Here is a 14971-nt window from a genome sequence, read left to right as displayed (position 1 = left end):
GAATTATGGCAATGCAATCTCAGGACATCATTCGTAAATCCGCCACCAATGGTTTCACGCCGGCCCCGCGCGCCCGTGACCATCAGGAAGAAGTGGCCAAACTTATCGATGTCACCACCTGTATCGGCTGCAAGGCCTGCCAGGTGGCCTGTTCCGAATGGAACGACATCCGCGATGAAATCGGCAGCAACGTCGGGGTGTACGATAACCCCGCCGACCTGACCGCCAAGTCGTGGACGGTGATGCGCTTCTCCGAAGTGGAGGAAAACGGCAAGCTGGAATGGCTGATCCGCAAGGACGGCTGCATGCACTGCGCCGACCCGGGCTGCCTGAAGGCCTGCCCGTCGGAAGGCGCGATCATTCAGTACGCCAACGGCATCGTCGACTTCCAGTCGGAGCACTGTATCGGCTGCGGTTACTGCATCGCCGGCTGCCCGTTCGACGTGCCGCGCATGAACAAGGACGACAACCGGGTGTACAAATGTACCCTGTGCGTCGACCGCGTCGATGTCGGCCAGGAACCGGCCTGCGTGAAAACCTGCCCGACCGGCGCCATTCACTTCGGCACCAAGGAAGCGATGAAGCAGGTGGCCGCCGATCGCGTCAGCGAGCTGAATACCCGGGGTTATCAGAACGCCGGTCTGTACGATCCGGCGGGCGTGGGCGGCACCCACGTGATGTATGTGCTGCACCACGCCGACAAACCGCAGCTGTATCACGGTTTGCCGAACAACCCGACCATCAGCCCGGCGATCACGTTCTGGAAAGGTGTGTGGAAACCCCTGGCGGCCATCGGCTTTGCCGCCACCTTTGCAGCCAGCGTGTTCCACTATGTCGGCGTCGGGCCAAACCGTGTCGAGGAGGAAGACAACGACGAGCTGCACGATGAGGAGACGCGCAAATGAAGAAGGAAAAGCGGATTCAGCGCTACAGCGCGCCGGAGCGGATCAACCACTGGATTGTGGCGTTCTGTTTCGTGTTCGCCGCCATCAGCGGGCTGGGGTTCTTTTTCCCCTCCTTCAACTGGTTGATGAACATTCTCGGTACGCCGCAGCTGGCGCGCATCCTGCACCCCTTTGTCGGGGTGATTATGTTTGCGGCCTTCCTGCTGATGTTCCTGCGCTACTGGAAGCATAATCTGATCAACCGGGAAGATATCGTCTGGGCCAAAAACATCCACAAAATCGCCATGAACGAGGAAGTGGGCGACACCGGGCGTTATAATTTCGGTCAGAAGTGCGTATTCTGGGCAGCTATCATCAGCCTGGTGCTGCTGTTGGCCAGCGGTGTGGTGATCTGGCGGCCGTACTTCGCGCCGTCGTTCCCGATACCGTTGATCCGCATCGCGCTGCTGGTGCATTCGCTGGCGGCGGTCGGCCTGATCATCGTGATAATGGTGCACATTTACGCCGCGCTGTGGGTAAAAGGCACTATCACCGCGATGGTCGAAGGCTGGGTGCCTGCGGCCTGGGCTAAAAAACATCATCCGCGCTGGTACCGAGAGGTCCGCGAGAAACAACAGGAAGACAAACCCTGATGAGCATCCGCATCGTTCCTAAAGAGCAGTTAGGGGCACAGCGCGAGAAGTCCACAACGGCGGAGACAATTCCGCCGTTACTTTTCGCCAATTTGAAAAGCCTCTACAGCCGCCGCGCCGAACGCCTGCGCAAGCTGGCGACGGACAACCCGTTGGGCGACTACCTGAACTTCGCCGCCCAACTGGCCGAGGCGCAGCACCATGCGCTGCACGACAACCCGCTGCAACTCGATCTGTCCGAAGCGCTGCTGCAGGGCGCGGCCAGCGGCAAGCCGCCGCTGGATTTGAGCGTCTATCCGCGCAGCGAACACTGGCACCGGCTGCTGGGCTCGCTGATCGCCGAGCTGCGGCCGCAGGCGCCGGAACACATTCTGGCGGTGCTGGATAACCTGGAAAAGGCGTCAGCGCATGAGCTGGAGCTGATGGCCGACGCCTTGCTCAACCGCGAGTTCGGCAAGATAGGCAGCGAGAAGGCGCCGTTCATCTGGGCCGCGCTGTCGCTCTATTGGACTCAGATGGCAAGCCAGATCCCCGGCAAGGCGCGCGCCGAATATGGCGAGCACCGTCAGTTCTGCCCGGTGTGCGGCAGCATTCCGGTCTCCGGCGTGGTGCATATCGGCACCGTCAGCGGCCTGCGCTATTTGCACTGCAACCTGTGCGAAAGCGAGTGGCACGTGGTGCGGATAAAATGCAGCAACTGCGAGCAAACTCGCGATCTGAATTACTGGTCGCTGGACAGCGAGCTGGCGGCGGTGAAAGCGGAAAGCTGTGGCGACTGCGGCACTTACCTGAAGCTTTTGTATCAGGAAAAAGATCCGCATATCGAAGCGGTGGCCGACGATCTGGCCTCGCTGGTGCTCGACGCCAAGCTGGAAGATGAAGGTTTTGCCCGCAGCAGCATCAACCCGTTCCTGTTCCCGGGGGAATAATGGCCTCCGGCTGTTGCGCTACGGCACTTTGACCTTGGGCAGTGCTCGGCCTCCTCACGTACTGCGTGTACGCGCCGGGGCCGGCGCGCTGTCCGCGCTCGCTACGCCTCTTCGGTAGTGAACAACAATGATTAATTTCAGACTGCGCATCTGGCATTCACCGGGGCGAGTTGCTACGTTTATACCCGTCATACTTGAAGCAGCATCTTTGTTGGCTGCGCCTACTCACCCTGGTCGCATCGTTGGCTATGTTCCCGGGGATTTGCAGACTTGCCGCCTCGCTGCAGCTCCAATTATTTAGGGTATACGCCATGACGCGCAACGCGAAAGGAAAGGGACGGACGATGTTGAAGACCATTGCGAAACTCACGGCGATCGGCGTTTTGGCGATCGGGCTGTCTGCCTGTGACAACAAGGAAGACACCAAACCGGCAGTGCCCAAGCCGGACCCCAAGCCGATCGTGACGCAGCCCATTGCGCCGCCGCCACCGCCGGTGGAAAGCGAGCCCGTGGGGCTGAAGGTGTCGCTGCAAAGGGGCAACGTGACCTTTTTACTGCCGGCGGGGTTTAGCGATCAGACCCAGAACAGCGGCATTGTCAACGACAGCAAATCCACCATTCAGCGTTTCCTCGACGGCAAGACACGCCAGAGCACCGTGTCTTCTGAAGTGGTCCCGCCTGACGACATGAAGCTCAACACCAGCGATAAAATGCTGAAAGATCTGACGCAAAGCATCATCACTGAGCTGTCCGACCGCTATCAGAATATCAAGACCACCAAAGAAGAGAACTTCAGCGTCGGCAAGCAGAAGTTCCATCGGCTGGATACCGAGCAAAGCGTCAATGGGCAAAAGGTACTTTCCACCTTTGTGCTGACGGTATTGAATAAAAGGGTGGTGACGTTGCAAATGCTGTCGCCGGCCAAAACGCCCGAGGCGCACCAGGCGCTGGTTCAGCGGATTATCGACACGCTGGTGGTGAAATAACAACGCTGTGTTTCGACAGCCGGGGGGAAGACGAATGAAGCTGATAGGCAGCTATACCAGCCCTTTTGTACGCAAGATTTCCGTGATGCTGCTGGAAAAGGGGATAGCGTTCGAATTCGTTAACGATCCGCCGTATGAGCCGGGCAGCCGGGTGGTGGAACTGAATCCGCTCGCCAAGGTGCCGGTGCTGGTGGCCGATGACGGCGCGGTGTATTACGACTCGCGCGTCATTGCCGAATACCTCGAACTGCTTCCCGCCGCCCCGGCATTTTTGCCTGCCGATCGCGCGGCTGCGCTGCGTATTCGCCAGGTTGAAGCGCTGGCCGACGGCGTAACCGAAGCCGCCGCTACGCTGTTTCGCGAGAGCAAGCGCGCGCCGGAAAAACAGGACGAAAACTGGATACTGCGCCAGCGCGACAAACTGACGCACGGGCTGGACGCGCTGGAGAAGCTGGCGCAGGAAAAGACGCTGCTGAACGCCGCCGAACTGACGTTGGCGGACATCGCTACCGGCTGCGCGCTGGGCTACCTCAATTTCCGCCGCATCTTGCCCAACTGGTGCGTCGAACGGCCTGCGTTGGTCAAACTGGCCGAGCGGCTGTTTGCCCGCGAAAGTTTTGCCCGTACTTCACCCCCCTGAATTCCCTCACCCCGCTTTGGCGGGGGTTTTGCTTTATGCCGACATCATCACACAAAAAAACCGAGCGACCATGAGCACTGAATCCCACCGTCTTTACAGCCAGTTACCCGCCATTGATCGCCTGCTGCGCGATCCCGCTATCGAACCGCTGGTGGCCCAATACGGCCAGACGCTGATTGGCGACCTGCTGCGCGAGCTGCAGTTGCAGGCGCGTGAGACGATCAAGCAGCAGCAGCGGCTGCCCGATTGGTGCAGCGACTGGTCGCTGGCGCTCAGCGCCGGTTTGGCGCAACGGCAGCGTTCGGCGCTGACGCCGGTCTTCAATCTGAGCGGCACCGTGCTGCACACCAACCTTGGCCGCGCCCTGTTGGCGCAACCGGCTATCGAGGCGGTGATGCAGTCGATGGGGGCGGCGGTGACGCTGGAATACGATCTGGACGGCGCCGGGCGCGGGCATCGCGATCGCGCCGTGGCGGATTTACTGTGCCGGCTGACCGGCGCGGAAGATGCCTGCATCGTCAATAACAATGCGGCGGCGGTGTTGCTGATGCTGGCGGCGGTGGCGCCCGGCAAGGAAGTGGTGGTGTCGCGCGGTGAGCTGGTGGAAATCGGCGGCGCGTTCCGCATCCCCGACGTGATGCGCCAGGCGGGCTGCCGGTTGGTTGAGGTCGGCACCACGAATCGCACCCACCTGAAAGATTACCGCAACGCCATCAACGAACAGACCGGGTTGCTGATGAAGGTGCATACCAGCAACTACAGCATCCAGGGCTTTACCGCCGCGGTGGAGGAAGCCGAACTGGCGCAGCTCGGCGCCGAATATGGCGTGCCGACCGTCACCGATCTGGGCAGCGGCTCGCTGATTGATATGGCGCAGTACGGCCTGCCGGCCGAGCCGATGCCGCAGCGGCTGCTGGCCGCCGGGGTGGATCTGGTGACTTTCTCCGGCGACAAGCTGCTGGGTGGCCCGCAGGCCGGGATTATCGTCGGCAAAAAGGCGTTGATTGCCCGGTTGCAGCAGCATCCGCTTAAACGTGCGCTGCGTGTCGGTAAACTGACGCTGGCGGCGCTGGAAGCGACGCTGCGCCTCTATCAACAGCCTGAATTGTTGGCGGAGCAACTGCCGACGCTGCGGCTGCTGACCCGCCCGCAGCAGGCGATGCAGGCCGCAGCCGAACGCTTGCTGCACGCGCTGGAACCGCAGTTTGGCGAACGCTTCCAGTTGCGCGCCGAGCCGTGCTGGTCGCAGATTGGCAGCGGCTCGCTGCCGGTGGACAGGTTGCCCAGCTACGCATTGACCTTTACGCCGCTCGACGGCCGTGGGGCGACGCTGGAGGCGCTGGCAGAACGCTGGCGCCGCCTGCCGCAGCCGGTGATTGGCCGAATTAACGACGGCCGGCTGTGGCTGGATCTGCGCTGCCTTGAGCAGGAACAGGCGCTGATTGAGGCGTTAAACGCATGATTATCGCCACCGCCGGCCATGTCGATCATGGCAAAACCACCCTGTTGCAGGCGATCTCCGGGATCAACGCCGATCGCCTGCCGGAAGAAAAACGCCGCGGCATGACCATAGATCTGGGCTATGCCTACTGGCCACAACCCGACGGCCGGGTGCTGGGTTTTATCGACGTGCCCGGCCATGAAAAATTCCTCGCCAATATGCTAGCGGGCATCGGCGGTATCGATCATGCGCTGCTGGTGGTGGCCTGCGACGACGGCGTGATGGCGCAAACCCGTGAGCATCTGGCGATCCTGCGGCTGAGCGGGCGCCCGGCGCTGACGGTGGCCTTGACCAAGGCCGATCGGGTGGACGAAGCACGGGTTGACGAGGTGCGGCGGCAGGTTAGCGATGAACTGTCGCGGCAGGGTTGGCCCGATGCGCCGCTGTTTGTCACCGCCGCGGTGCGGGAGCGGGGGATTGAGGCTCTGCGTGCGCATCTGCGGGCGTTACGGCCTGATGAGCATGCGCTGACGCGCCGTTTCCGGTTGGCGGTAGATCGCGCCTTCAGCGTGAAAGGGGCGGGTCTGGTGGTAACAGGCACCGCGCTGGGCGGGCAGGTGGCGGTAGGGGATACGCTGTGGCTGACCGGTGCGGACGCCCCGGTGCGGGTACGCGGCCTGCATGCGCAGAATCAACAGGTTGAGCAGGCGCAGGCCGGTCAGCGCATCGCGCTGAACATCAGCGGTGACGTCAGCAAAGAGCAGGTGGCGCGCGGTGACTGGCTGTTGGCGAAAAAGCCGTTGCAGGCGGCAGAACGCATTCTGGTGGCGCTGGATACCGACCAGCCGATAAAGCATTGGCAACCGTTGCATCTGCATCATGCCGCCAGCCATATCACCGGGCGGATTGCGTTATTGAATGAACACCTGGCGGAACTGATCCTCGATCGCCCGCTGTGGCTGGCGGACAACGATCGGCTGGTGCTGCGCGATATCGGCGCCCGCCAGACCCTGGGTGGCGCACGGGTGCTGAGTTTGACGACGCCGAAACGCGGTAAACGCCAGCCGGACTACCTTGCCTGGTTGGCGGCATTGGCGCAGGCCGGCGACGATCGCCAGGCGCTGACGCTGCACCTGCCCAACGGGCCGCTGGATCTGGCGATGTTTGCCTGGGCGCGGCAACTGACCGAAGGCGGTCTGGCTGAGCTGTTGGCGGACCATGAATTGCTGATTGCCGGCGAGTTGGCGCTGGCGCAGGATAACGTGCAGCAGAGCGAACGGCGCCTGCTGCAAGTGTTGGAAGAGTACCACCGCCAACATGCCGATCAGCTTGGCTTGGGGCGAGCGCGCCTGCGGCGCATGGCGTTGCCTTTGTTGCCTGAAGCGCCGGTGTTTATGATGATCGATCGGCTGCTGGCCGCCGGCAGCGTGCGCAATACGCGCGGCTGGCTGCACCTGCCGGAGCATGGCCTGGCGTTCAGCGCCGAAGAACAGATTCTGTGGAGCCGCATTGAGCCGCTGTTCGGTGACGAAGCCTGGTGGGTGCGCGATTTGGCCGCTGAATTGGGCGAGGAAGAGGCCCCGGTGCGGGCGACGCTGCGTAAAGCGGCGCAACTTGGTCACATCGCGGCTGTGGTGGTGGACCGTTACTATCTCAGCCGGCGTATCGAACAGTTCGCCGCGCTGATCCGTGAGCTGGATGCAACGCAGGGCAGCACCAACGCCGCGGATTTCCGCGACAGGCTCGGCGTCGGCCGCAAACTGGCGATCCAGGTGCTGGAATTTTTCGATCGCAGCGGCTTTACCCGCCGCAAGGGTAACCAACATCTGCTGCGCGACAGCGGTCTTTTTGGCGGTGATTCCCATCATACTTGAAGCTGCATCTGTGTTGGCTGCGAGCGCTCACCCCAGTCACTTACTTGAGTAAGCTCCTGGGGATTTACGCTCTTGCCGCCTTGATGCAACTCCAATTATTTTGGGTATCTTACATTTTTTGATTTAGCGACGAGGCGAGCAGGATGAATGTTAATACTTTGCTGCTAGTAGGAAAAAATAACGTAGGGACTGACAAAACTGTTCGAGAGGAAGAACAGCGACGTTTGACGCTAGAGGCACTTAATGATGTCGAACAAATGAATATTATCAGCCATGAGGAAGTACAAGCATGGGCGATAAGTTTGGATGCTGACAAACGGAGTTGAGGGTGTTGAACCCAGTGCAAACTTTACAACACGCGAGGAGATAACCTCTCCTCGCGTGCAGATCATTACAGCGCTGCGTTAGGCGTCGGCGTTGCATCGCCGCTGCGGCGTTTGCTGAGGAACAGCGCCACCAGCGCCAGCCAACACAGGCCGCCGATCAGGTTAAACAGGTTGAACAACCCGCTGCCGCCCCAGACATAGGCCACTTTCGCCAGCTCGATGCCGACGGTGAACACCAGCATGCTCAACATGCCCATGGTGGCGGAAACCGTCCCTTTGCTGACGGAGCTTGAGAACAGCGTCAGGCGGTACAGCCCGGCGTTGGCCAGCCCGATACCGAAGGCATACAGGCTCAGCCCGGCGGTCATCCACAGATAGGCGTGGCTGGAGAACAGCGTAGCCAGCGCCGCGATCAGCAGCCCCAGCATCATAGGTACCGCGCCCAGCTTGATCAGGCGCTCTACGCTGTTTTTGCCGGTCAGGCGCGCCAGCGTCAGGTTGCCGAGGATCAGCGCGCCGAACACCGGGATCTGCAGCAGGCCGTAATCCAGCGTCGACAGCGATTCGCCGCTGATCAGGATCACCGGCGACTGGGCAATCCAGGCCAGCAGCGGCAGGCTGGCGAAGCCGATGGCCAGTGCGCCGCAGATAAAGCGGCGGTTGGCCAGCACCTGGCGATAGTCGCGCCACAGGTTGGCGGCCGAGAATTTATCGCCCTGCAACGAGGCGGTTTCCGGCATCGCCTTCCACAGGCCGTAAAAGGCAATCGCCGCCAGCGCCGCGAACAGCACGAACATGCTCTGCCACGGCGCGACGTGGATCAGCGCAGCCCCGGCCAGCGGCCCGAGCAGCGGAGCGATCAGCGCCACGTTGGCCATCAGCGCGGTGATTTTTATGCACACCGATTCCTCGAAGGATTCCTGTATCGTGGCGTAGCCGACCGCGCCGATAAAGCACAGGCCAATACCCTGCAGGAAACGCATAAAGATAAATTGCTCGATGTTGGTCACCAGCAAAATGGCCAGACAGGCGACGATAAAGAACGCCACGCCGGCCAGCATCACCGGGCGGCGGCCGCGTCTGTCCGACAGCGGGCCGAGCAGCCATTGCAAGAAAATACCGCCGGCCAGATAGGCGGTCATGGATGTCGGCACCCATTCTTCACCGGCGTTGAACTCTGCCACGACCGCCAGCATACCGGGCTGGATCATATCGTTGGCGATGTAGGTGGCAAATTCGAACAGCACCAGACAAAGAGGGAATAAAAGCGCCTGTCGGCCCAAGCGTGCCGCAGGTGGTAATGTAGTTTTCATATTTATAGTACTGATAGTGAAGAAGAAAAAAGGAACTGCCAGGGCGGGAAGCGCAAACTGAGCCAGTTATGGCGGCTATTTTGCCGCCAATCGTTCACCTTAGCAACGATAAGGTGTTGTTTCAGCACATTCTGATATGACCCGTCAGGGTTGCCACCCACACTTTGGCTAGTTACCCTCTTTTTAACAGACGAAGATGACAATACGGCGAGCAATCTTTTGAGCACTAAAATTGGCTGGATAGATAACCTGCGCGCGGTGGCGTGCATGATGGTGGTGATGATCCACGCCACCACCTATTACGTCACCAACGGTATGGCGGTGGGGGAACATAACTGGGACATCGCCAACGTGCTGAACGGCATGTCGCGCGTTTCGGTGCCGCTGTTTTTCATGATTTCCGGCTATCTGTTTTTCGGCGAGAAAAGCGCCGGCAAAAAACATTTCATCCGTATTGGCTGCTGCATCCTGTTCTACAGCCTCATTGCGCTTGCCTATATCGCGGCCTTCACCAAAATCGGCTTCTGGCCGTCGCTGCGCGGCATGCTGCAAAAACCGGTGTTTTATCACCTGTGGTTCTTCTATGCGATTGCGGTGATTTACCTGCTCTCGCCGCTGATCAGCGTCAAACCGGTCTCGCGCCGTTATCTGGCCGGGGTACTGGTGATCCTGGCGGTCATTGCCAACCCCAATACCCGTACGGTGACCGTCGGCAACGCCCACCTGCTGCCGGTCAATCTGTATATCTACGGCGACACCTTCTATTACCTGCTGTATGCGCTGGCCGGGCGGGCGATTGGCATGATGGACACCGGGCGGCGCGGCATCAGCTGGCTGGCGGCGCTGGGCTTTGTACTCAGCGTGGCGCTGATTGTTCAGGGCACCAAAAGCCAGATGTTCATCAACGGCAGCTTCGCCGATACCTTTTACATCTACTGCGGCCCGCTGGTGTTTATCGCTGCGGTGTCGCTGCTGGTGTGGTTTAAGAACTGCCTGCCGGAACCGATCGGCTGGCTGGGCGTTTTTTCCCGCCATTCGCTGGCGATCTACGGTTTTCACGCCATTATCGTCAACTTTATGCGCAGCCGGCATCTTGAACTCGCCGCTTATCCGCTGCTGGACATCTTCTGGGTATTCGGTGTGGCGCTGGCGCTCAGTCTGTTGCTGTCGATGGGGCTGCAAAAGCTGGACGTTCGAAGGCTGGTGTCATAACGGGTTTTGCCCGCGCTGTTGCGCGCGCCGCAACTGACGGCCGGACGAGAACCCGGCCGCCAGTGCCGCTTTCTCGAGCCCGTAGCCTTGTTGCAGCCGCTGTTGCGCCACGGCCAGCCGCAGCTGTTCATGATATTCCCGTACGCTGATGCCGATATGGCTGCGGAACAGCCGCGCCAGATGGCGGCTGCTGACGTGGGCTTTTTCCGCCACCTGCGGCACTGACCATTCGGCCTCCGGTTCGGCGGCCATCACGTCCTGGGCGCGGTGGACCGCCGGGTGCAGATGATTGCGATAGCGCAGCCACGGCGAAAGCTGCGGGTCGTCGCCGGAACGGCGGAAGTACACCACCATTTCGCGGGCGATTTCCATCGCCCGGGTTGCGCCGCACTGGCGGTTGATCAGGTGCAGCGCCAGATCGATACCGGCGGTAATGCCGGCGCTGGTGTAGACGCTGCGGTCTTCGACAAAAATGCGGTTTTCTTTCACCAGCGCCGCCGGCGCCTGCAGGCGCATGCGTTCGAGCACGTCATGGTGAGTGGTGCACTGGTAACCGTCGAGCAAGCCGGCCTGCGCCGCCAGCAGTGCGCCGGAACACACGCAGACCAGCGTGATGCGCCGGCTTTGCAGATCGGGTTGCAGCGCCGCCAGCCAGCGGCGGGCCTGTTCGGCTTGCGGGCCGGCAAAGTAGCGCGCCGAATCGCTGACTCCCGGCACCACCAAAATCGCGCCGTCTTCCAACTGAGCAGGCAACGGCTCCAGCCGGCTCAGCGTCATGCCGATGGAGCAGGTTATCTGCGGCTCCGGGCCGATGTAATGCAGGCTGAAGGTTCCGGCCAGGCGCAAGGTTTCGGCCGGGCCGCTGACGTCCAGCGACAGCACCTGGGGCAGCATCAGAAAGTAGACGGCCTGCGGCATTATGACTCCTGTGACAGTTGCGCCAGCACCTCATCCACGCTGGCGAGCCGGGCGAAACGGTCGACCAGCACCGTCTCAGTATGCCGCTTGAGCTGTTCGGTGGTAAAGACCTGGCCGTCGGGGTGTTGCATCGGGAACGTCAGGGTCGCTTCGGTGACGAAGGTCACCCGATAGCCGAGATCGCTTGCCACGCGGGTGGTGGTTTCGCAGCACTGCTCGGTACGAATGCCGGAGATAATCAGGTGATTGATCTCCCGTTCACGTAGCCAGGCATCCAACCCGGATTCGGTCAGCGCGTTATGCACCTGTTTGCGCACGGTAACGTCCGCCTGGTGGCTGAGGAACGGCAGGCGCTGCACCAAGCCGGACGCCAGCGAGAATGGCCCCTGCGGGGAAACGTGGAACACGTCGACCAACGCCACGCCCTGCCGGCGGCAGCCTTCGATTAATCTTGTGATCGCCTGCTGGAAAGCGGGCAGATCGTCCTCTTGCCAGAAAGGGCGATGCTGGAATGATTGCTGAACATCGATGATCAATAATGCGCTGTGTGACATTTTCGGCCTCCGCCTGTTGGGTATAACGCCATACTGCGCCGTTATCCTGCGAGGAAGAAGGCCAAAAACGGCCATCATGATGGCATCAGCGGACCAGCATCAGGCTTTGCTGAGCTGACCGGCGACCAGACGCCCCCGATGGAAGGTGGCGCGGCGGGCAGGCAGGCGGGCCACCGCCTCGGCGGAGCAACTGGCGTTGATCAACACGAACTCCGCGCTGTCGCCGGCTTTGGGCCAGGCGCGTTGGCCTTTGTCGTTCAGCGGCAACACGCCGCCGGTGGAAATGGCCAGGGCGCGCGACAGATGGAACTCATCCGAACCGCGATACAGCTGGGCGTAGAGATTGGCTTTTTCCAGAATGTCGCCGGTACCGAACGGCGACCAATGGTCGATCACGCTGTCGGTTCCGGTCATCACAAATACCCCTTTTTCACTGAGCTGCGGCAGCGGCATCATCAGCCCGCCGATCGGCACCGTGGAAGCGATGGTGATTTGCTGCGCCGCCAGGCGGGTGGCGGTTTCCGCCAGCGCATTCGGGTTCAGCGTGGTCAGGGCGAAGGCGTGGCTGATGGTGACCTTACCGCGCAGCGCCGGGTTGTTTTCTACGGTGGCGATCATGTAGTTAATCGCCGCTACCCCGGCGGGGCTGGTTTCATGCAGGTGGATGTCGACGCCTTTGCCAGTGTCGAGCGCAATCTGGAACATCGCGTCCAGCGACCTCTCCATCGCGCCGTCGACGTTGGTCGGGTCCAGCCCGCCGACGTATTGCACGCCCATCTGCATGGCCTCGCGCATCAAGCCGTCGACTTTAGAATGCAACAGGCCATGCTGCGGGAAGGCGACGATTTCGCAGCTGAAATCCGCCCGGTGATTTTCCAGCGCGCGTTGCAGGTGCTCCAGGCTTTTCAACCCGCTGACCGGATCGATATTGCAGTGGCTGCGCGCCACGGTGCTGCCTTTGGATTGCAACAGGGCGATCAGGTTTTCCGCGCGCTGCTGCGAGGTCGGCAGCAGCTTGGGGATCAGCGTCTGTTCCAGCGCGATCATGTCCATGATGGTTTTGCCCTGGCGTGGGCGCGGTGCCTGCCACGGGCCGCTGTAGAAGGTTTTGTCCAGATGGATATGCATGTCGCGGAACGCCGGCAGCAGCAACTGACCCTGCGCCTGATAACGCGGCACGCCCGCGATCGGCGCCGCATCCGCCGCGTGGATGGCGGCAATGTTGCCGTCTTTGATTTCCAGTTGATAGAGGGCGGTGCGGGTGCCGATCACCGTATCGCCATCGTATTCGAAACCCTCCTCCAGCCGCACGTCGCTCAGCACGTAGTGATTGTCGGTCAGGGTCATGGGTTCTGCCTCCGGCGCACAGTGGCCGCCAGCCTGTGGTGCGGCCTGCGTCACGCCGCCGGTCAACCCGATCACCGCGCAGGCGGTGGTGAGTTTGCCGGTTTGGCTGAGGAAAGCTCTGCGGCTTTGTTGTTGGGTTTTTTCCACGTTCGGTTCCTTAATCCAGAGGTGAGGTGCGTCAAAAAACACCCACCAATTTAGGAGAGGAACCCGCGGGTTGGCAGCGACATTTGCCACTGGCGACTATTCGATTTGGTAATAATGAGGGGCAGGGTCACTGCCCCCGGGGCCTCACATCAGCGGCAACAGACAGGTATACAGCTCGCGGAACGTGCTGCGGCGCGCGGCGTAGTGCCGATGGCGCTCGGCATCCGGTTGGTGCAGCTGTTCCAGCGGCAATTCGGGCAGCAGGTCGCTCAACGGGCGCTGCGGATTCAGGGCAATCTGCGCCAGGCGCGCGGCCCCCAGCGCCGGGCCGACGTCGCCGCCGGTGCGGTATTCCAGCCGTTGGCCGCTGATATCCGCCAGCATCTGCCGCCAGAACGGGCTGCGCGCGCCACCGCCGATCAGGGTGATGCTCGACGGTTGCAGGCCGCTGGCGTGCAGCACGTCCATGCCGTCCGCCAGGGCAAAACCGACGCCTTCCAGCACCGCGCGCGCCAGATCGTTCGGCCCATGCTGGTGAGTGAGCCCCCAGAACGCCCCTTTGGCGTTGGGATTGTTATGCGGCGTGCGTTCGCCGGAAAGGTAAGGTAAAAACCACAACGGGGCTTCCGCCGGAGGGGCCTGTTCGACGTTGCGCAGCAGGGTGGCGACGCTGTCGACATTGGTCAGTTTGCAGACCCAGTCCAGGCAGGAGGCGGCGCTGAGCGTCACCGACATCAGGTGCCAGGTGTCGGGCAGCGCATGGCAGAAGCTGTGCACCGCGCTGGCCGGGTTGCTGAGAAAGCCGTCGCTGACCGCAAAGTAAACGCCCGAGGTGCCGAGCGACAGCATGGCTTGCCCGGCCTGATACAGCCCAACGCCGATCGCCCCGGCGGCATTGTCGCCGCCGCCGGCCACCACCGGCACCGGCGGCATCCCCCAGCGCCTTGCCAGCTCGGTGTGGGTCTGGCCGGTGATTTGATTGCCTTCGAACAGTTGCGGCATGTGGCGGCGCGAGAGGCCGCAGGCGGCCAGCATTTCGTCGCTCCAGTCGCGCAGCGCGACGTTCAGCCACCCGGTGCCGGCGGCGTCCGACATATCGCCGGCGAATTCGCCGGTCATGCACCAGCGCAGATAATCTTTGGGTAACAGCACCTTATCGATCTGGCTGAACAGGTGCGGTTCGTGCTGTTGCACCCACAGCAGCTTGGGGGCGGTAAAGCCGGGCATCATCAGGTTGCCGGTAATTTGCCGCGATTGCGGCACCGCCCGCTCCAGCGCCTGGCACTGCGCGGCGCTTCTGCCGTCGTTCCACAGGATGGCCGGGCGCAGCACCCGCTGGCGGTCATCCAGCAGCGTGGCGCCGTGCATCTGGCCGCTGAGGCCAATGGCCTTCACCTGTTGCAGACTGTGCTGCTTGCCCAACGCCAGCATGGCGCGATCGGTGGCGTGCCACCAGTCCTGCGGCGCCTGTTCTGACCATAGGGGATGGGGGCGGGAGATGGGCAGCGGTTCACTCTGGCTGGCGAGCAGTTGGCCCTGCTCACCGAGCAAAATGATTTTTACGCCGGAGGTGCCGAGATCGATGCCGATATACATGATTGAGATCCTTTAAAGCGCGGCGGACGGTGCGCCGCGCGGGTATACCCTTCATTCTTCAGGCTGCGTCTGTGTTGGCTGCTTGCGCCTACCCCCCTGTCGCGTACTGGCTGTACGCTCCCGGGGATGCGCTGGGTTGCCGCCATGATGC

Annotated in this window: 14 protein-coding genes; 9 read left to right on the top strand and 5 right to left on the bottom strand. The window is 61.7% G+C overall.

From position 1 onward, the window contains the following. Positions 1–5 precede the first annotated feature (5 nt). The 8 genes from fdxH to JK621_RS16085 all read left to right on the top strand — a co-directional run bounded on the left by fdxH (position 6) and on the right by JK621_RS16085 (position 7733). Positions 6–905 (top strand): formate dehydrogenase subunit beta, encoded by a 900-nt coding sequence (gene fdxH / locus JK621_RS16120; protein WP_212556835.1) that lies wholly within the window; start codon positions 6–8, stop codon positions 903–905. Further along, positions 902–1537 carry a formate dehydrogenase cytochrome b556 subunit gene (gene fdoI, locus JK621_RS16115; RefSeq protein ID WP_212556834.1) on the top strand — a complete coding sequence of 212 codons (636 nt, stop codon included), beginning with the start codon at positions 902–904 and terminating at the stop codon, positions 1535–1537. The genes fdxH and fdoI overlap by 4 nt, the downstream gene beginning before the upstream one ends. After that, positions 1537–2466 carry a formate dehydrogenase accessory protein FdhE gene (gene fdhE / locus JK621_RS16110; RefSeq protein ID WP_212556833.1) on the top strand — a complete coding sequence of 310 codons (930 nt, stop codon included), beginning with the start codon at positions 1537–1539 and terminating at the stop codon, positions 2464–2466. Before fdoI ends, fdhE begins: the two co-directional genes overlap by 1 nt. A gap of 344 nt (positions 2467–2810) precedes the next feature. Beyond that, on the top strand, positions 2811–3452 hold the full coding sequence (locus tag JK621_RS16105) for a DcrB-related protein (protein ID WP_212556832.1): 642 nt from the start codon (positions 2811–2813) through the stop codon (positions 3450–3452). A 34-nt stretch (positions 3453–3486) separates the two neighbouring features. Further along, positions 3487–4092, top strand: coding sequence for a glutathione S-transferase (locus tag JK621_RS16100; RefSeq protein ID WP_212556831.1), 606 nt, complete (start codon positions 3487–3489; stop codon positions 4090–4092). A 70-nt stretch (positions 4093–4162) separates the two neighbouring features. Continuing rightward, on the top strand, positions 4163–5554 hold the full coding sequence (gene selA, locus JK621_RS16095) for an L-seryl-tRNA(Sec) selenium transferase (RefSeq protein WP_212556830.1): 1392 nt from the start codon (positions 4163–4165) through the stop codon (positions 5552–5554). After that, the gene (gene selB / locus JK621_RS16090; protein WP_212556829.1) at positions 5551–7407 is read left to right on the top strand and encodes a selenocysteine-specific translation elongation factor; all 1857 of its coding nucleotides are present in this window, start codon (positions 5551–5553) and stop codon (positions 7405–7407) included. The genes selA and selB overlap by 4 nt, the downstream gene beginning before the upstream one ends. 143 nt (positions 7408–7550) lie before the next feature. Further along, positions 7551–7733 (top strand): hypothetical protein, encoded by a 183-nt coding sequence (locus JK621_RS16085; protein ID WP_249337083.1) that lies wholly within the window; start codon positions 7551–7553, stop codon positions 7731–7733. A gap of 65 nt (positions 7734–7798) precedes the next feature. Here the strand turns inward: JK621_RS16085 and JK621_RS16080 are convergent, their stop codons facing one another. Further along, positions 7799–9046 (bottom strand): MFS transporter, encoded by a 1248-nt coding sequence (locus tag JK621_RS16080; protein WP_212556828.1) that lies wholly within the window; start codon positions 9044–9046, stop codon positions 7799–7801. A 219-nt stretch (positions 9047–9265) separates the two neighbouring features. Between JK621_RS16080 and JK621_RS16075 the strand changes: the two genes are divergently transcribed. Continuing rightward, on the top strand, positions 9266–10258 hold the full coding sequence (locus JK621_RS16075) for an acyltransferase (protein ID WP_212556827.1): 993 nt from the start codon (positions 9266–9268) through the stop codon (positions 10256–10258). Here the strand turns inward: JK621_RS16075 and JK621_RS16070 are convergent. The 4 genes from JK621_RS16070 to xylB all read right to left on the bottom strand — a co-directional run bounded on the left by JK621_RS16070 (position 10253) and on the right by xylB (position 14820). Beyond that, entirely contained in the window at positions 10253–11176 is a 924-nt protein-coding gene (locus JK621_RS16070; RefSeq protein WP_212556826.1) for a GlxA family transcriptional regulator, read from the bottom strand. The two genes, JK621_RS16075 and JK621_RS16070, sit on opposite strands and share 6 nt — an antisense overlap. Then, complete coding sequence (locus JK621_RS16065) at positions 11176–11730, bottom strand: cysteine hydrolase family protein (RefSeq protein WP_212556825.1); 555 nt, start codon at positions 11728–11730, stop codon at positions 11176–11178. Before JK621_RS16065 ends, JK621_RS16070 begins: the two co-directional genes overlap by 1 nt. Positions 11731–11829: 99 nt before the next feature. After that, a complete protein-coding gene (locus JK621_RS16060; protein ID WP_212556824.1) occupies positions 11830–13224 on the bottom strand; it encodes an amidohydrolase family protein in 1395 nt (464 codons plus the stop codon). Positions 13225–13368: 144 nt separating this feature from the next. Next, positions 13369–14820, bottom strand: coding sequence for a xylulokinase (gene xylB / locus JK621_RS16055; RefSeq protein ID WP_212556823.1), 1452 nt, complete (start codon positions 14818–14820; stop codon positions 13369–13371). Between the last annotated feature and the right edge of the window lie 151 nt (positions 14821–14971).

Origin of the sequence: Serratia plymuthica, from assembly GCF_018336935.1 — a bacterium.
Lineage (GTDB): Bacteria > Pseudomonadota > Gammaproteobacteria > Enterobacterales > Enterobacteriaceae > Serratia > Serratia plymuthica_B.
The sequence above is the reverse complement of the archived record's forward strand: the minus strand, read 5'-3'. Positions and strand labels throughout refer to the sequence as shown.